The sequence below is a fragment of the Ornithinimicrobium sp. genome (assembly GCF_030537745.1).
Taxonomy (GTDB): Bacteria; Actinomycetota; Actinomycetes; order Actinomycetales; family Dermatophilaceae; genus Ornithinicoccus.
In genome coordinates, this window is record NZ_JAUNVI010000012.1 from 1 (window position 1) to 16,940 (window position 16,940).

The 16,940-nt window shown below is 67.7% G+C and carries 19 protein-coding genes; 9 read left to right on the forward strand and 10 right to left on the reverse strand.

The features are described from left to right. From Q4P07_RS04350 to Q4P07_RS04365, 4 genes are all read left to right on the forward strand, one after another. Window positions 1-990 (forward strand): cbb3-type cytochrome c oxidase subunit I (locus Q4P07_RS04350; protein WP_303373675.1); only part of this gene is annotated, 990 nt, incomplete at its 5' end. Continuing rightward, the gene (locus Q4P07_RS04355) at window positions 990-1,760 is read left to right on the forward strand and encodes a hypothetical protein (protein ID WP_303373676.1); all 771 of its coding nucleotides are present in this window, start codon (window positions 990-992) and stop codon (window positions 1,758-1,760) included. The genes Q4P07_RS04350 and Q4P07_RS04355, both read left to right, overlap by 1 nt. Window positions 1,761-1,819: 59 nt before the next feature. Continuing rightward, the gene (locus Q4P07_RS04360) at window positions 1,820-2,569 is read left to right on the forward strand and encodes an SPFH domain-containing protein (protein ID WP_303373722.1); all 750 of its coding nucleotides are present in this window, start codon (window positions 1,820-1,822) and stop codon (window positions 2,567-2,569) included. Next, complete coding sequence (locus Q4P07_RS04365) at window positions 2,556-2,912, forward strand: hypothetical protein (RefSeq protein ID WP_303373677.1); 357 nt, start codon at window positions 2,556-2,558, stop codon at window positions 2,910-2,912. The genes Q4P07_RS04360 and Q4P07_RS04365 overlap by 14 nt, the downstream gene beginning before the upstream one ends. A 57-nt stretch (window positions 2,913-2,969) precedes the next feature. Here Q4P07_RS04365 and Q4P07_RS04370 read toward each other — a convergent pair whose 3' ends face one another. The 3 genes from Q4P07_RS04370 to Q4P07_RS04380 form a co-directional block, all read right to left on the reverse strand. Continuing rightward, the gene (locus Q4P07_RS04370; RefSeq protein ID WP_303373678.1) at window positions 2,970-3,989 is read right to left on the reverse strand and encodes a S66 peptidase family protein; all 1,020 of its coding nucleotides are present in this window, start codon (window positions 3,987-3,989) and stop codon (window positions 2,970-2,972) included. A gap of 63 nt (window positions 3,990-4,052) precedes the next feature. Beyond that, window positions 4,053-4,475 carry a hypothetical protein gene (locus Q4P07_RS04375; RefSeq protein ID WP_303373679.1) on the reverse strand — a complete coding sequence of 141 codons (423 nt, stop codon included), beginning with the start codon at window positions 4,473-4,475 and terminating at the stop codon, window positions 4,053-4,055. After that, entirely contained in the window at window positions 4,472-5,083 is a 612-nt protein-coding gene (locus tag Q4P07_RS04380) for a GNAT family N-acetyltransferase (RefSeq protein WP_303373680.1), read from the reverse strand. The genes Q4P07_RS04375 and Q4P07_RS04380 overlap by 4 nt, the downstream gene beginning before the upstream one ends. Window positions 5,084-5,165: 82 nt before the next feature. Between Q4P07_RS04380 and Q4P07_RS04385 the strand changes: the two genes are divergently transcribed. Then, window positions 5,166-5,756 (forward strand): PGPGW domain-containing protein, encoded by a 591-nt coding sequence (locus tag Q4P07_RS04385; RefSeq protein WP_303373681.1) that lies wholly within the window; start codon window positions 5,166-5,168, stop codon window positions 5,754-5,756. Window positions 5,757-5,795: 39 nt separating this feature from the next. On the opposite strand, the gene miaB is transcribed toward Q4P07_RS04385, so the two are convergent. Next, window positions 5,796-7,325 carry a tRNA (N6-isopentenyl adenosine(37)-C2)-methylthiotransferase MiaB gene (gene miaB / locus Q4P07_RS04390; protein ID WP_303373682.1) on the reverse strand — a complete coding sequence of 510 codons (1,530 nt, stop codon included), beginning with the start codon at window positions 7,323-7,325 and terminating at the stop codon, window positions 5,796-5,798. A 119-nt stretch (window positions 7,326-7,444) separates the two neighbouring features. Between miaB and Q4P07_RS04395 the strand changes: the two genes are divergently transcribed. Next, window positions 7,445-7,993 carry a DUF5709 domain-containing protein gene (locus tag Q4P07_RS04395; protein WP_303373683.1) on the forward strand — a complete coding sequence of 183 codons (549 nt, stop codon included), beginning with the start codon at window positions 7,445-7,447 and terminating at the stop codon, window positions 7,991-7,993. Between the two features lie 27 nt (window positions 7,994-8,020). Here the strand turns inward: Q4P07_RS04395 and Q4P07_RS04400 are convergent, their stop codons facing one another. Both Q4P07_RS04400 and recA read right to left on the reverse strand, forming a co-directional pair. Further along, on the reverse strand, window positions 8,021-8,659 hold the full coding sequence (locus tag Q4P07_RS04400; protein ID WP_303373684.1) for a regulatory protein RecX: 639 nt from the start codon (window positions 8,657-8,659) through the stop codon (window positions 8,021-8,023). Further along, entirely contained in the window at window positions 8,659-9,810 is a 1,152-nt protein-coding gene (recA, locus tag Q4P07_RS04405; protein ID WP_303373685.1) for a recombinase RecA, read from the reverse strand. The genes Q4P07_RS04400 and recA overlap by 1 nt, the downstream gene beginning before the upstream one ends. Window positions 9,811-10,122: 312 nt before the next feature. On the opposite strand from recA, the gene Q4P07_RS04410 reads away from it, so the two are divergent. Together Q4P07_RS04410 and Q4P07_RS04415 are read left to right on the forward strand one after the other, a co-directional pair. Continuing rightward, on the forward strand, window positions 10,123-11,394 hold the full coding sequence (locus tag Q4P07_RS04410; protein WP_303373686.1) for an aspartate kinase: 1,272 nt from the start codon (window positions 10,123-10,125) through the stop codon (window positions 11,392-11,394). Beyond that, entirely contained in the window at window positions 11,391-12,521 is a 1,131-nt protein-coding gene (locus Q4P07_RS04415; RefSeq protein ID WP_303373687.1) for an aspartate-semialdehyde dehydrogenase, read from the forward strand. Before Q4P07_RS04410 ends, Q4P07_RS04415 begins: the two co-directional genes overlap by 4 nt. 104 nt (window positions 12,522-12,625) lie before the next feature. Here Q4P07_RS04415 and Q4P07_RS04420 read toward each other — a convergent pair whose 3' ends face one another. From Q4P07_RS04420 to Q4P07_RS04430, 3 genes are all read right to left on the reverse strand, one after another. Next, window positions 12,626-13,144, reverse strand: coding sequence for a hypothetical protein (locus tag Q4P07_RS04420; protein WP_303373688.1), 519 nt, complete (start codon window positions 13,142-13,144; stop codon window positions 12,626-12,628). A 123-nt stretch (window positions 13,145-13,267) separates the two neighbouring features. Then, on the reverse strand, window positions 13,268-13,489 hold the full coding sequence (locus Q4P07_RS04425; RefSeq protein ID WP_303373689.1) for a DUF3046 domain-containing protein: 222 nt from the start codon (window positions 13,487-13,489) through the stop codon (window positions 13,268-13,270). A 9-nt stretch (window positions 13,490-13,498) separates the two neighbouring features. Continuing rightward, the gene (locus Q4P07_RS04430) at window positions 13,499-14,425 is read right to left on the reverse strand and encodes an AEC family transporter (RefSeq protein WP_303373690.1); all 927 of its coding nucleotides are present in this window, start codon (window positions 14,423-14,425) and stop codon (window positions 13,499-13,501) included. 75 nt (window positions 14,426-14,500) lie between these two features. Here Q4P07_RS04430 and Q4P07_RS04435 point away from each other — a divergent pair, with 75 nt between their 5' ends. Further along, a complete protein-coding gene (locus Q4P07_RS04435; RefSeq protein WP_303373691.1) occupies window positions 14,501-16,339 on the forward strand; it encodes a carboxyl transferase domain-containing protein in 1,839 nt (612 codons plus the stop codon). 108 nt (window positions 16,340-16,447) lie between these two features. On the opposite strand, the gene Q4P07_RS04440 is transcribed toward Q4P07_RS04435, so the two are convergent. Further along, window positions 16,448-16,897, reverse strand: coding sequence for a carboxymuconolactone decarboxylase family protein (locus Q4P07_RS04440; protein WP_303373692.1), 450 nt, complete (start codon window positions 16,895-16,897; stop codon window positions 16,448-16,450). Window positions 16,898-16,940: the final 43 nt, after the last annotated feature.

The window sequence follows — 16,940 nt, forward strand, 5'->3', positions numbered from 1 at the left end:
CACCTGTGGGTGGAGGACTTCCTGGAGCTGTTCACCACGGTCATGGTGGCCTACATCTTCGTGATGCTGGGGGTGGTGCGTCGAAAGATTGCGATCACGATCATCTTCCTGGACGTCATCCTCTACTCCGCTGGCGGCGTGCTCGGCACCATGCACCACCTGTACTTCTCCGGGACCCCGGTCGAGCACATGGCACTGGGCGCCTTCTTCTCCGCATTAGAGGTCATCCCCCTGACTTTCCTCACCGTCGAGGCGTGGACCTTCCTGCAACTCGGCGCGCGACAAGAGTCTCGAAGCAGCGCGCCCTTCCCGCACCGGTGGGCGGTCATGTTCTTGGTCGCGGTCGGCTTCTGGAACTTCGTCGGTGCAGGCATCTTCGGCTTCCTGATCAACCTGCCGATCGTCTCCTACTACCAAATCGGCACCGCACTGACTGCTAACCACGCCCACGGGGCGATGATGGGCGTCTACGGGATGTTGGCCGTCGGACTTGCCCTCTTTGCCTTGCGCTACATCATCTCGCCGGAACGATGGCCGGACCGGCTCGCCAAGATCTCCTTCTGGTCCCTCAACATTGGCCTGGCGTGGATGGTCTTCGCGACGCTCCTGCCGCTGGGTGTGGTGCAGCTGTGGGCCTCCGTCAACGACGGCTATTTCGAGGCGCGCTCCCTCAACTACATCAGCCAGCCCGGCAACGCACTGCTGGAGTGGATGCGGATGCCCGGTGACGTCCTCCTCATCGTCGGTGGGGTGCTCCCCTTCTTGTGGATCACCTGGCTCGGGGTGCGCTACGCCATCCCGGCCACCACGTTCACGATGGAGCCGGAGACCCTCTTCGTCATGGAGACGGAGCAGGCGCGCAGCGACCGCACCGGAGTCGACACCGTTGTCGGCGCTGGCCGGGACCTCAGCGCTGAGGGGGAAGTGTTGCCGCCAAGCCGCTACGCCTCGGACCGCCGACGCAACGACCCCGGGGACGACGCCCCGTGATGGCCCAGATCGGGGTCGTGACCTGGCTCGCCGCCGGCTATGGCGTGGTGTTGCTCTTCGTTGCCTACGGCATCGACACGATGGCGCGCCGGGCGGCCCGCAAGGTCGAGGACCAGAGCGCTGGCGGCTTCGTCTACCACGAGGAGCACGACGCCTGGGTGTGTCCAGAAGATCAGTGGTTGTGGCCTCAATCCTTTGACCCGGACAACAGGGTGATGCGCTATCGCGGGAGTCCCAGCGTCTGCAACTCCTGCCCGGTCAAGTCAACCTGCACCACCTCCAGCAGCGGGCGTGAGGTCCGCCGGCTGGTCGACAGCTGGCCCTCTTCTGAGTCGGCACGCTTCCACCGCGCCATCGCCTGCTGCATCACCGTGCTTGCTGTCGCCTGGCCAGGTGCGGCAGCACTGACCCGCTCCAGCACCCTGGAGACGGCGGTGCTCCTGGGCGTGACCGCCCTCGTGGCGCTGGGCTCGCTCCCACTCTGGTCCCACCTGCGACGAAGCCCGGCCGACCCTGGCGCGATCTTCGTCCCGATCCAGAGCCTGGACGACAACGTGCAGCACCGCGAGGAGGCGGCACGGGACCTGGTCCGACGGCGCACCTCCTACGCCTCCGACCGCCGCGAGGACGCTCCTGCCCCCGAGGTGATCGGCCGACGCACGGCATACTCTTCGGACCGTCGTCAGGAAGAGGCCGCACTGGAACTGATCCGCAAGCGAGCGGCATACTCCTCGGACCGACGCTCCACCCAGCAAGGGGGCCTGCCGTGACCGACCCGGTAGTGATCATCCCTGTCGTGATCCTCATCGTCATCGTGGCCCTGGCGCTCATGTCGCTACGGATCGTCAAGGAGTATGAGCGCGGTGTGGCGTTCCGTCTCGGCCGGCTCCGCCCCCTGCTCGGACCCGGCATCGTCGTGGTGCTGCCGGGCCTGGACAAGATGGTGCGGGTGGACCTGCGGGTGGTGACCCTCACGATCCCGCCACAGGAGGTCATCACCAGGGACAACGTCACCGCGCGGGTCAATGCGGTGGTGCTCTTCAAGGTGACGGACCCGATCCGATCCGTCATGGCCGTCGAGAACCACGCGGTGGCGACGTCGCAGATCTCCCAGACCACGCTGCGCTCCGTGGTGGGCCGCGCCGAGCTGGACACCCTGCTGGCCCACCGCGCCGACCTCAACGAGGACCTGGCCAAAACGATCGCCCAGCAGAGCGAGCCGTGGGGCGTGCAGGTCGACGTCGTCGAGATCAAGGACGTCGAGATCCCGGAGATCATGCAGCGCGCGATGGCCCGCGAGGCCGAGGCCGAGCGCGAGCGTCGCGCCAAGGTGATCAGTGCGCGCGGTGAGTTGCAGGCCTCCAAGGAGCTGCGCGACGCCTCGATCATCCTGAGCCAGAGCCCGGCTTCGCTCCAACTGCGCTACCTCCAGACCCTCCTCGAGCTCGGCGCGGACCAAAATTCGACCGTCGTCTTCCCGCTCCCGATCGATATCCTCCAACCGTTCTTGTCCGCGGCGACCGCCGTGACCACACATTTCACTGACCGTCCGAAGGGTGATCTTGATGACTCAGCCTGACGAACCCCACGTCGTCACTGATACCGCTCACGAAGACGCGCCGCTGACGCGCGGTCGACCGGTGGTGCTCGTGCCTACCCCGCCGGGACTGTGGATGGTGCTCCTGGGGGTCTTCGTCGCGACACTCTCACCGTTGTTCGGTTTCTTGTGGGGCGGCACATTCGGCACGGGCGAGGAGGGTCAGACGCTGAGCCCGATCTATATCGGACTGTTCCTGGGAGTGCTCGTCGGCGCTCTGGGCGTCATCGCCGCACTCCTAGGTGGCGTGAAGCTTTACCGCTACAACCAGTCCGTCCGCACCGCCGACGAGGACGAAGCGCAGGGTAGCCGCGAGATCGCCTGACGCGGACGACGACCGGCGATCGCCGCACGTCCCACGAGGCCACACTTCGGCACCTGCTCAGACCCACTCTTGAACGATCCTGCGCTCGTGGTCAGTCACCCACAGGTGTGCCAGTGCGCCGTTGACCAGCGGAAGGTGCGGCGCGACGTGGCCGCACTCCACGTCGAAGACGATGGGGACGTCCAGATCCTCCAGCGCATCGAGCACGGCCTCCCGTTGGGTGAACTCGCCGGAGGGCGGGGCCTGGGTCCGTCCCACCACAATCGCGTTCGCGTGCGCGAACCAGCCCGCCAACCGCATCCCGTGCAGCGCCCGACAGATCTCAAAAGCCTCGGCCTCAGCGGCCTCGACGTAGATGATCAGGCCGTCCTTGGCATACTCCCGACCAAAGGCGGGCAGGTCTCCAAACGGAGTGCCGGTCAGCCGGCTGATCACCTCTATGCAGCCACCGATCAGGCGACCGGACACCTCGATCTCCTCGTCGTCTGCCACCTCCCACCCCCCGACACCGTCAAGTGCGTAGGTCGAGGCCGCGGGGTCGCTCTCCCAGACATCGAAGAGGCCGGTCCGGTAGACCCCGCTCTGTCTCTGGCTGATCGGCAGTTCAGCGCCTGCGACCTTCGTCCAGTGGGCCAGGCCGTCCGCCGGTCGGTAGGGGCTGTCCATCAGGTTCGCGCCGTGCAGAGTTGCCCACCCCGCGCGGAGGGTGAGCGGCAGCATCAGCGTGCTCAGGTCGCTGTATCCGACGAGCCACGTCGGCGGCGCCTGCGTGAACGCGTCCCAGTCGAGGAGATCGAGCACGTCGATGGCTGTCTCTCCCCCCCACGGCGGGACCACGGCTGCGATCGTGGGGTCCAACAACATTCGTTGCAGCTCGTCGGCGCGCTCCACAGCCGGGGCGCTGACGTGTCCGGAATCACCGCCCATGCAGTCTCCGACGGTCACGTCGTAGCCGCGCTCTCGGAGGGTGGAGACGGCGAACTCCAGTCTGGGCAGATAGCGCCGCGGCACCCCGCTGGACGGGCTGGTCACGCCGATACGATCACCGGGGCGCAGCGGCTTGGGATAGCGGATCACGGATCCATCCAAGGCTGAAGCCGCTGCCAGCGCAACGCGCTGTGGCTCAGAGGGGGCCCACGATCAATCGTCCCCGAGCCGTCCCATCAGCAGCACGGCGGCGATAGTGACCACGCCCGTCACGAGGACCGCTCCCGCGAACACGTCCGGGGCAAACCGGAACATCGCGATGCCGAGCGGGACGAGCAGGAAGTTGGCGGCGATCGCGGGCGCTTGGGCGCGCGGATGGCGTTGGGCCAAGCCTTTGGAGGTGTAGGCCAGACCCAGCACGAAGACGACCATCGTGGCGACGGACATGATGACGATCATCGGATCAGTGCTTTTCCCGATCACCAGTTCGTAGAGGTAGAACACCGCGATCCCGGCGAGCGCGACGGCCTGCGCTGCGAGAAGACCGGTCGCGACCCGGCCCGCAGCGGCCTCTCTTGGCGTCGGGTCGGTGGTGGCGTTGCGGTGCACGCGTGGACTCTCTTCTCCCGTGTTCACGCCCTGCCTCCTGCTGATCCGGACCCGCCGGCCAGGCGGCGCTGCAGCTCGCCCCGCACCGCCGGCCACTCGGCAGCCACGATCGAGTAGACGGCCGTGTCACGGACCGAGCCGTCTGCCATCACCATGTGCTGACGCAGGATGCCGTCGAGCTTGGCACCGAGACGTTCGATCGCCAGGCGGGACTGCCGGTTGAGCCAGTGCGTGCGGAACTCCACCGCGAGCTGGTCCAGCTCCGCGAACGCGTGCGTCAGCAGGAGCAGCTTGGACTCGGTGTTGACGCCCGTGCGTTGGGCAGACGCGGCAATCCACGTCGAGCCGATCTCGAGGCGCCGGTGGTGCTCTTCGATGTGCATGTAGGTCGTCATGCCGATGATGGCTCCGGTGTCGCGCCGGCGGGTGGTGAAGGGGAGCATCGAGCCCGCGTCCTGCAGCGCCAGTCGCCTCTCCATCTCCGCAGCCATTGCCTCAGGCGCGGGCACGGACGTGCAGGTCAGCTCCCACAGCCGCCCGTCTGTCGCGGCAGCGACGAGCCCGTCGAGGTCGCCCATCGCCAACGGGCTCAGAGTCACGAGGTCGCCGCGCAGGGTGGGAGGTTGCCGAGCCATGACCTGCATCGTAATGACCGTGCTCCCCCGCCCTGCACATCAGCCTCGCGCATCGTCAGTGTCCTGACTTACAGTGTGGCTCATGGCCGACTTCGCGACAGGAGCCGTCAAACGGGTCCTGCTCGAGATCATCGGCTGGACCGTGCTGACCGCTGGCCTGCTGGCGCTCTTCCTCCCCGGCCCGGGGCTGCTGCTGACTTTCGCCGGGCTGGCGATCTTGTCGACGCAGTACGCCTGGGCGAAGCGCTGGATGCACCCCGTGCGGATCAGGGCGATGCGAGGGGCGGCTGAAGGTGTGCAGACCAAGTTGCGGATCGCGTTGTCCACCCTTGTTGCACTGGGCCTGGTCGGCATTGGCGTCGTCTGGTTGTTATCTCCGCCGGCTCCCCGGTGGTGGCCGGTCGACGACCGCTGGTGGCTCTTCGGCGGCACCACCGTGGGCATCACGATGCTGTCCTCCAGCGCCATCGCCGTCGGGTTGCTGATCTACAGCATCCACCGCTTCCACGGTCGGCCGGAGGCGCTCGCGGAGATCGAGCGCATCGACGCCAATCACTTGGCGGAGATGGCCAGGATGGAGCAGCGGGAGGCCCACGGCGCCGCCGCGGCGGCCGCCAAGGCCGACGAGACCGCGGACCGGGCCGAGGACGAGCTGGGGCGCCGCGAGCAGTAGCTCGGGATGCACCGACCGCCGACGCCAGGCCGGGGGCGGCTATCCGAGGGGAGAGCAGGCAGCGACGACAACTTCGCGTGCCGGCGGAGCGCCGACGCTGGGTATGCCGAGGCTCACCGCGGGCTTCTTCGTGGCCCCCGGTGTAGCTCCCTCTTGGAGCGCGGCCCAGGCGTCGCCTCCACGGGTGCGTCGCACGGAATAGGGGCCGCCCTGCAGCCCGGAGTCAGCGACGAGGTGGTGCGGTGCGCCGTAGGTGACGCCGACGGTGGCCGCGTCGCCCGGACGCGGGACCTGGGCACCCTCGGGCACCGCGAAGTGCACGAGCCGGTTGTCCCGGGCGCGGCCCGACATTCGATGGGTCTCGGCGTCCTTGCGGCCCTCTCGGGGCGCCACCAGCACTTCTACCTCGTGCCCCTCGAGCTCCCGGTTGCCCACCCAGGACACGTCGTCCTGGACCGCAATAAGTCGTTCGAAGCGTTCCTGCACGATCTCCTTGGGCACCTGTCCGTCCATCTCCGCGGCCGGAGTGCCGGGGCGGATGGAGTACTGGAAGGTGAACGCGCTGGAGAAGCGTGCGGCCCGGACCACATCGAGGGTGCCCTGGAAGTCCTCCTCGGTCTCCCCGGGGAACCCGACGATGATGTCGGTGGTGATCGCGGCGTCCGGCAACTGCTCCCGCACCCGGTCGATAATTCCCAGGAAGCGATCGCTGCGGTAGGAGCGCCGCATGGCCTTGAGCACCCGGTCGGAGCCAGACTGTAACGGCATGTGCAGGCTCGGCATGACATTGGGTGTCTCCGCCATCGCGGTCACGACGTCATCGGTGAAGGCGGCCGGGTGCGGACTGGTGAACCGGACCCGCTCGAGCCCGTCGATCTGGCCGCATGCGCGGAGCAACTTGCCGAACGCCAGCCTGTCCCCGAACTCGACCCCATAGGTGTTGACGTTCTGCCCCAGCAGCGTGATCTCGATGACGCCGGAGGCCACGAGGGCTTCGACCTCGGCGAGGATCTCACCGGGGCGGCGGTCCTTCTCCTTGCCACGCAGCGCGGGCACGATGCAGAAGGTGCAGGTGTTGTTGCATCCGACGGAGATGGAGACCCAGCCTGAGTATGCCGAATCACGACGGGTGGGCAGGGTGGAAGGAAAGACCTCCAACGCCTCGAGAATCTCGACCTCGGCCGCTTTGTTGTGACGCGCCCGATCCAGAAGCGCCGGCAACGACCCCACATTGTGGGTGCCGAACACGACGTCGACCCAGGGCGCACGCTCCACGATCGTGGAGCGGTCCTTCTGCGCCAAGCAGCCCCCGACCGCGATCTGCATGTCCGGATTAGCCAGCTTGGCTGGCCGCAACTGGCCAAGGTTGCCGTAGAGCTTGTTGGCGGCGTTCTCCCGGACGGCACAGGTGTTGAAGACGACGACATCGGCGACGTCCGGACGTCCTGCGGGAGGAAGGCTGGCCAGATCGATATAGCCCGCGCTCTCCAGCAGACCAGCCAACCGCTCGGAGTCGTGCACGTTCATCTGGCACCCGTGGGTGCGTACGTCATAGGTCTTGGTGCTCATGGCCCGTCCAGGGTACGTCCTCGGGCGGGGTGGCCACGATCACAGCGGGCTTCGACCCACGGGGGGACGGACCCGACTAGGCTGGGATCACGGAGCGAAGGAGTTGCGAAGGAGCGATGATGAGCCCCACGGACCGCGAGAGCATCGGCGATGAGTACGGCGTCTGGAGCATCGACGACGAGGACCAACTGCAGCCCGAGGACACCCTGGACGGCGAGGGCGACGTCTTGGACCGTGGCTTCGTCCCCCCGGACCGTTTACGCGGCTCCGTCGCCCACGGCATCACCGCCGAGGAGCAGTGGCGCGAGGAGACGATCGAGCAGCGTATCCGTCAGGAGGAGCCGGACCCGGATTCGGCCTACGGGGCCCCCGACAACGAGTCGGGCATGGACGGCGGCGACGACATGATCGGCGGCGACGACGCCGACGCGATCCGTCCCGAGCTGGACTACTACGGCGGTGAATCCACTCGGGTGGGTCGACTGATCGCCCCCGACGAGGGAGTGCGACCAGACGACGAGTCACGGATGCTTGCCCGCGAGGGAAAAGCCACCAGCTGGGACTCGCCAGAGGAGTCCGCCATGCACTACCTCGACGAGGAGGAAGACAACCGCCTCGAGGACGAGCGAGACACTCCGGAGCAGGCGCGACCCCAGACGGGCAACTGAGCCCTCCTGCAGGTAGCGCCCCCTGTCTCAGTCCCGTGAGTGCTCCGGCAACTTCTCCACGGCCTCGCGGATGACCTGGTTGGCCACGCCGAAGCTATAACCCTTGCGGGCCAGGTGGGCGGCTAGCCGCCGAGTCTGCACCTGAGCGTCCAGCCCACGCATGGTGCGCAGGCGTCGACCCACGAGCGCGCGGGCTTGGTCCTTCTCGTGCTCGGGGTCGATGTCCTCCAGCGCCGCGTCAATCACGTCGTCTGCCACGCCCTTGGCACGCAACTCGTGGCGAATCGCTTGGGCCGCCAAGCCCTTGGTCTCCTGTCTGGAACGGACGAACATCTCGGCGTAGGCCTCGTCGTCGACCAGGCCCACCTCGGCCATCCGGTCGAGCACGCGTGCGCTGACGTGAGGATCCGTGCCTCGATCCCGCAGCTTGTCCTCGAGCTGGCGACGGGACCGTGGGCCCATCGCCAGCTGCCGAAGCACGATCTTGCGGGCCACCGAGTGCGGGTCCGGCTCAGCGCTGGCAGCGCTGCGTCCTTCTCGAGCGCCGGTCGAGACCGGAGCCGACTGTCCGTGATCACCCTCCGGTCGAAGCCCGGAAGCATCGGCCGCCGCTTCCGCTGCGGCCAACGCCTCCCGGGCCGCCGACAGACGGTCCGTGCCGACCATCAGAAGTCGACCGAGACCTCACCGGTGACCGGGTCGACCCCGGCCGGCAGGTCATCAGCCGCGAGGTTGCCAGCCGTGAGGTTCTTCGCCGTGAGGTCGGCGACGGCGGACGGACGGACACCGATCCCGAGCTTGGTCTTGATCAAGGTGTCGATCTCATCGGCCAGATCGGGGTTGTCCTTGAGGAACTGGCGCGCGTTCTCCTTGCCCTGGCCCATCTGCTCGCCTTCGTAGGTGTACCAAGCGCCCGACTTGCGCACGAAGCCCTGCTCCACCCCCATGTCTATGAGGCCGCCCTCACGGGAAATGCCCTGCCCGTAGAGGATGTCGAACTCGGCCAGCTTGAACGGCGGAGAGACCTTGTTCTTGACGATCTTGGCGCGAGTGCGGTTGCCGACGGCGTCCGTGCCGTCCTTGAGCGTCTCGATCCGACGCACGTCGATCCGCACCGAGGCGTAGAACTTGAGCGCCTTGCCACCGGTCGTGGTCTCGGGCGAGCCAAACATCACGCCGATCTTCTCGCGCAGCTGGTTGATGAAGATCGCGGTCGTCCCGGTATTGCTCAGGGCGCCGGTGATCTTGCGCAGCGCCTGGGACATGAGGCGGGCTTGCAGACCGACATGGCTGTCGCCCATCTCACCCTCGATCTCAGCGCGGGGCACCAGCGCGGCGACGGAGTCGACGACGACGAGGTCGATGGCACCAGAACGGATCAGCATGTCCATGATCTCCAGCGCCTGCTCACCGGTGTCGGGCTGGCTGACCAGCAGCGAGTCGGTGTCCACCCCGAGGGCCTTGGCATACTCCGGGTCGAGCGCGTGCTCGGCGTCGATGAAGGCTGCGATCCCGCCGCCCTTCTGCGCATTGGCGACCGCATGCAGCGCGACCGTGGTCTTACCGCTGCTCTCCGGACCGTAGATCTCCACTACCCGACCGCGCGGGAGGCCGCCCACGCCGAGCGCAACATCGAGGGCGATCGACCCGGTGGGGATGACCTGGATGGGTGGGCGGTTCTCGTCGCCGAGGCGCATGACCGAGCCCTTGCCGTGCTGCTTCTCGATCTGGGCCATCACAGTGTCGAGCGCACGCAACTTGTCCTTGCTGGCGCCGGAGCCATTCTTTCCGGGTGCCGTCTTCGTGGCCTGAGCCATGTCTTGCTCCTTCGTCGTGGTGGTGGTCGCGCCTACCTTCGACCGACTACCGGCCGGTGCCCCTCCATGAAGAGGGACGCCTCGTCCGGGTCTGCATCAGACGCTAGGTGTCCCCACCGACAAACCCCCGTCCAGCGGCACGAGGCTGTGGACGACGATCGCCGCGATGGGGACCTTGTGGACAACATTAATCGAAACTGTGTACGAGTCCAGTCCGCGACACGCCGCACGATCTACACTGGACGAATCGCTTCGGGAACCTCGACACCGCCGTCCTCCCGCGCCTCGACATCGCCGCTCAGGAAGGACGCCATGGCTCTGCTCGTGATGAAGTTCGGCGGGTCCTCCGTCACCGACGCCTCGGCTATGCGCCGCGTCGCGCAGCGGGTGGCCGCCTCCCACCGCTGCGGCAACAAGGTGGCCGTCGTGGTGTCCGCGATGGGCGACACCACCGATGACCTGTTGGACCTCGCCAACCAGATCGCTCCCGGCCCCAAACCAGCCCGCGAGATGGACATGCTGCTCTCCGCGGGCGAGCGCATCTCGATGGCGCTGCTCGCCATCGCGATCCAGGAGCTGGGGGTGCCGGCCAAGAGTTACACCGGCGCCCAGGCCGGGATGCGCACCGACACCAGCCACGGCCGCGCTCGTCTCCTCGACGTCCAGCCCGGACGCGTCCGTTCCACCCTGGATGAGGGCACGGTGGCGATCGTCGCCGGCTTCCAAGGCATCTCGACCGGAGACGACATCACCACCTTGGGCCGGGGCGGCTCGGACACCACTGCGGTCGCGCTCGCCGCCGCGCTCGACGCCGACGTCTGCGAGATCTATACCGACGTCGACGGTCTCTACACGGCCGACCCCCGCATCGTGCACAACGCCCGCCAGATCACCCGGATCACCATCGAGGAGACCCTCGAGATGGCGGCGCACGGCGCCAAGATCCTGCACCTGCGCGCCGTCGAGTATGCCCGCCGCTTCACCGTCCCGCTCCACGTCCGGAGCAGCTTCTCCGACCGCGAGGGCACTCATATCCTCGTCGGTCGACCCCTCACGGAGGACACTATGGAAGAGCCGATCATCTCCGGCGTCACGCACGACACGTCTCTGGGCAAGGTCACCGCCGTAGGCATCCCGGACGTCCCCGGGGCGGCTGCTTCCGTCATCGGAGCGGTCGCCCAGGCAGGTGTCTCGATCGACATGATCGTCCAGAACATCTCTACCTCCGATGCGCGCACCTCCGACATCTCCTTCACGATCCCCGAGGCTGAGGGCCCGGACGCGGTCGCCGCGGTCCGTGCCCTGCAGGCCACGATGGGCTTCGACGACGTGCTCTACACCAGCCATATCGGCAAGCTCTCCCTGGTCGGCGCGGGCATGCGATCCAACCCGTCGGTCGCGGCCAAACTGTTTGAGTCGCTGGCGTCGGCGGGGGTCAACATCGAGATGATCAGCACCTCCGAGATCCGCATCTCGGTGATCTGCGACCAGGCCGATGTCGAGAATGCCGTGCGCGTCGTGCACACCGCCTTCGGCCTGGACGCCGAGGAAGAAGCCGTGGTCTACGGAGGGACTGGACGATGAGCCAGCGCAGCACCGACCCCAGGACTCACCTGAGTCTCGCGCTCGTCGGCGCCACCGGCCAGGTCGGCTCCGTGATGCGACGGTTGCTCTCCGAACGTGCCTTCCCGGTCGCCTCGGTCCGTTATCTCGCCTCCGCCCGCTCCGCAGGGACCGCGCTGGCCTGGGAAGGCTCCGCCAACGGGATCGAGGGGTATGAGGTGGAACGCGAGATCGTGGTCGAGGACATCGAGACCGCGGACCTGTCCGGGATCGACATCGCCCTCTTCTCCGCCGGGGCGACCGTCTCCCGCGCTCATGCGGCGAGGTTCGCTGCCGCCGGGGCGATCGTGGTCGACAACTCCTCCGCCTGGCGGATGGACGACACGATCCCCCTCGTGGTCAGCGAGGTCAACCCCGACGACCTCGAGCTGGCAGTTCGCGCCGGTGGCCCTCGGATCGTGGCCAACCCCAACTGCACGACCATGGCGGCGATGCCAGTGCTGGCGCCGCTGCACGGCGAGGCCGGCCTGGAGCGCCTCCGGGTCGCGACCTACCAGGCGGTCTCCGGATCGGGGGTGGCTGGCGTCAGCGAGCTCGGCCGCCAGTTGCGCGCGGGTGTCCGGGGCGAGGAGCCGGTCGAGTCCCTGGCCCGCGACGGCGCCTCGGTGCCTCTGCCCGCACCTGCGGCATACCTCGCCCCGATCGCCTTCAACGTGGTCCCGATGGCCGGTGACCTGGTCGAGGACGGCGAGACCTCCGAGGAGGTCAAGCTGCGCAACGAGTCCCGCAAGATCCTGGGCATCCCCGACCTGGCGGTGGCGGGCACCTGCGTGCGCGTCCCCGTCTTCACCGGCCACAGCTTGGCGATTCACGCCGAGTTCGGCGCCCCGATCACGCCGGAGCGGGCCATCGAGCTGCTGAGCACCGCCCCGGGCGTGCAGCTCTCGGACCTCCCGACCCCGTTAGCGGCGGCCGGGCACGACCCGTCCTTCGTGGGCCGGATCAGGACCGACCAGTCGGTGCCGGACGGGCGCGGGCTGGTGCTCTTCGTCGCCAACGACAACTTGCGCAAGGGCGCCGCCCTCAACGCCATCCAGGTGGCCGAGGTGCTGCTGGAGCGCGGTCTGGTCACTGGCACGGAGCACTGACCGCGCAAATGCCCGGATAGGCCGCGGACAACCCGGCTTCGTGTCGCACCCGCAAACGGTCGGCGAGCCATCGCTCGCCGACCGTAGCCGTCGTGGGTGCTGGCTCAGCGCTGGTCGTCCAGCGCCCCACCGGTCGCTGGTGAGCTCTGGTCGGCCGGCTGCTGAGGTGCGGAGGACCCTTCAGCCGCACGAGCGCCGTCACTGCTGAGGGCGCGACGGATCTTGTCGATGATCGCCTGCTCCTGCGGCGCGACCCCGTCGGAGGCGTTGGCGACCCGGTCGGCGGCCTCCAGGATCACGTCACGGAAGCCCGCGGCCTCCGTGGGCGACTTGGCCTGGAGCAGCTGCAGGGAAGCGCCAAGGTCGCTGAGCACTGCCTGCTCCACCTGCTCGGGCGAGCCGGTCGGTGGGGTCGGGAAGCCGCCCTCGCGCAGGAGCGCCTGGACCGCCTCGGGCGCCTCCTGGAACGCCTTGGAGCCTGCCATTGACTCTTTGAACATCGCGAAGAAGCCGGGGTCCGCCTTGGACACGAGGGCGATCGCGCCGAACGCGGCACGGCGGATCGTGCCGTGCTCGTCCTCGGTCAGGGCGGACTGGTGGGGGGTGTCGGTGTGCTCTGTCATGTCTCCACCTTGGACCGAACCGGGCTGACTGTCACCCGGAAGAGCTGCGGAGCCAGGCCCGAGCCGACGGGATGCGGTATGTCGAGGCGCATCCTGCCGCCCACGTGCTGACCAGCAGTCGCCTCAGCGGCGCTTCTTCGGCTCCACCAGGAACTGATGCTCAGGCGGCACCTGAAGGTCAGCGACCACGGCTTCCCACACGCGACGCACCTGCTCGCCCTCCTCGATCGCCTCTTCGGCGGTCCGGCCACCCAACGACCCGAGCGTGTGCGACCCAGCGATGATCGCGGCATACCCGGGACCAAACTCGGTCTCCATCAGGGCCCAGAACTCGCTCAGTCGCACGGGCACACCCTAGCCGCCACCCATGAGTGCGACGATCACCAACATCGCGGGCATCGCCAGCATCGTCGTGGCGAAGACACTGTCCCGCGCGAGCGACTCAGCCCGCCCGTAGGCGACCGCGAGGATGAAGACGTTCTGGGCGGTGGGCAGCGCGGACATCACCACGGCGGCCAGGATCTCCCGGGCGGATAGCCCGAGCACCGGGCCAGCCACCAGCCCGGCCACCAGGGGCATCAGGGCGAGCTTGAGCAGCACCATGGCCCCCAGCTCGACCAGATTGCCCTTGCCTCTCGGAAGTGGGGAGAGGCGCAGCGAGATCCCGAACGCCAGGAGCATGCCGGGAATGGCCAGACCACCGATCAGGTCGATCGGGGCGCGCACGTCCGCAGGCAGCGCCACCCCGGTCAACGCCACCGCCAGGCCCAACAGCGTCCCGATCGTCAGGGGGTTGGTCAGTGGTGATCGCAGCAGCCTCCGGACCGAGACGACACCGCTTCCAGAAGCGTCCAGCGCCGCGAGCCAAGCCGGCTGGAAGAGCAGCAGTTGCACCAGGATGACCGGCGCCGCCCACTGCGCATCCCCCAGGACGTAGAGCGCGATCGGGATCCCCAGGTTGTTGGAGTTGACATAGCTCACGCCCATCCCGCCCATGACCGCATGCGTCACGGAACGGCGCAGCACGAGGCGCGCGAACGCAAGGTAGGCGGCCGCGGTCACCACCACGCCGGCGATGATCGCGACCAGGTAACCGGAGAAGAGCACGTGCACGTCCGAGTCCGCCACGACCAGGAAGAGCAGCGCGGGCGAGCCCACCCAGAAGGTGAGCTTGACCAGGATCTGCTGCTCGGCGCGCCCGAACATGCCGGTGTGCGCGATCACCCAGCCGACCGCGACGACAGCCGCGATCAGCCAGAATCCCTGCAGCACGGCGATCACGAGGAGTCATTATCCGGGGTCCGCCGAGCCGGGCAGACAAAGGGCCAGGCAGCCATCCGCTGATATCTTCACCACATGACCGAGTCGCCCGCTGACGAGGGCCCCACCTCCGACGAAGAGGCCGAATACTTCACCGGTGACGGGGGTGTGACCGCCGAGTTGATCGATCGGCGGCCCGTGATCCGCCGCACCGTCTCCACGCTCTACGAAGCGCGCCCCAAGCTGAACCCCAACGAAGCGATCCGCACCTTCCTCGACGCGATCGACCTTCAGGAGCGGCATGGGCACATGCGGGTAGTTGACGACCTTGTCGGCCTGCAGCGTCGGGTGGGCGGCCACATCGAGCGCTACAAGGACAAGCTGCTCAACGCCGAGACCAAGAGCGGCAAGACCGAGTCAGCCAAGTTCGGGATCGGGCACTTCAACGGCGAGCGAGCGGTCGTCTATGTCGTGGATTGGTCGTTCTTCGCCGGCTCGCTGGGAGAGGTCGCCGGGGAGAAGTTCGTCCAGGCTGCCGAGCTGGCCGAGCGTGAGCAACTGCCGTTGGTGAGCATGGGCGCCTCCTCGGGCGTGCGCCAGCACGAGAACGTCCTCGGCCTTATCCAGATGCAGCGGATGGCGGCGGCCGCCAACAAGTTCCAGCACACCACCAACCGTCCCTACATCTGTGTGCTCGCGGGCCAGGTATGGGGCGGCATGTCGGCGAGCGCGGTCCCCAACGCGGACCTGATCGTGGCGCTCGAGGGCACCGACTACGGCTTCGCCGGTGCACGGGTCATCGAGACCTTCGAGGGCAAGCCGGTGCCCAAGGGGATGCAGAGCGCCGAGGCCAACTACCTCGACCGCAACGTGGACGTGCTCATCAAGGACGTCGCCGAGCTGATCGACTTCCTCGGGCGGGTCTTTCACTCCGGGCGGTCCCCCAAGCGGATCCACGCCGGCGCCCCCTCCGGTGACCCACGCATGGATTCTCGCGCGCTGACGTGCGGTGCCGAAGGGTTCTCCGCGGCGCTGTGGGACCACCAAGTGATCGAGACGACGCTGGCGGTCGCGCGGGACAGGCGGGACCGTTCCACCGGCACCCTGCGCGAGGCCCTGATGTCGCGCTACAACGAGATCGCCGCGAGCGCGACGCGGCTGGACACCGAGTATCTGTTGCAGACCGTCTTCGACACCGCCGTGCCGTTCTACAACCACGTGCGCTTCGAGGAAGAGAAGACCTACCCCAACATCATCGCCGCGCTGGCCACCATCGACGAGCAGTCCTTCATGGTCATCGGCGATCAGCCGTCGTACCGGATCTCGGGCAGCTACGTCGGCAAGTCACCGGCTAACCCCAGCCCGGAAGACTTCGAGTACGCCGTGCGGATGATGGAGGCCGCCGAACGCTGGGGCCTGCCGATCGTCTTCTTCACCGACACCCTCGGTGCCCTGCCCACCATGGCGGCAGAGCGTCGAGGACAGTCCCGAGCGATCGCCCGCAGCATCAAGAAGTCCGCCTCTCATCCCTACCCCACCGTGTCGGTCATCATCGGCGCGATGGGCAGCGGTGGAGGACTGGCGACGACGCCCTTCGGCCGTGAGACGGTCATGCTCGACAGCGCCCTCGGCTTCGTCTCCGAGCCCCGCTCGACCGCGACGATCCTCTACAACGAGGCCAATCCGACGCTCGAGCAGGTCGGGATGACCCTGGAGACGATGAGAGCCTCCGCCGATGACCTGAAGGCCCAAGGCCTGGTCGACACGATCGTCCACGACGACGACAGTCCTTCCCAGACCGCCAGGGAGCTGCGGGTGGCGATCGTCGACGGCTACAACAAGCAGTTCGGGCTCGCACCGCGCCGCCTGCGGCAAAAGGCCGACGAGCGGCTCCGACCCAAGACCCTCGGCAAGCTCGCCGTGGCCGAGAAGTAGGACAGCTAGGCGGGGCAACTAGGCACCTGCGCCGAAGTGACCACGCGCAGGCAGACTGCACAGCCCAACGGCACCCGGCGCGGACCGGGCATGCCTCGCGGCCGGTGTCTAGTGTTCCGGCGGAAGGTCCTGATGGATCGCGATGGCCAGCCGGTTCCAGCAGTTGATGGCGACCGTGGCCGTGATCACCTGGGCGACACCCTCCTCGCCGAGCGCAGCGACGGCCTCGTCCCACACCGGCTGCGGCACGCCTTCCTCGGAGACGAGGGTCACGCGCTCGGCCAACGCGAGAGCTGACCGCTCGCCGTCCGTGAACTGCCCCGGTGCTTCGCGCCAGGCTGACAGCACGTCTAGGCGACGCTGCGACTCCCCCTGCGTGCGGGCGTCGGACAGGTGCATGTCGAGGCAGTACGCACAGCCGTTGAGCTGGGAGGCTCGGATCTTGATCAGCTCGTAGAGGTGGTGGTCGATCCCGGAGTCGCGGGCCGATCGTTCTAGACCCGCCATCGCGCGGTAAAAATCCGGGACGAGCAAGGCCAGGTCTAGTCGTTGGGTCATGCCTTCCTTCCTACACCCGGAGCACGACCATGCTCCTCAGCTG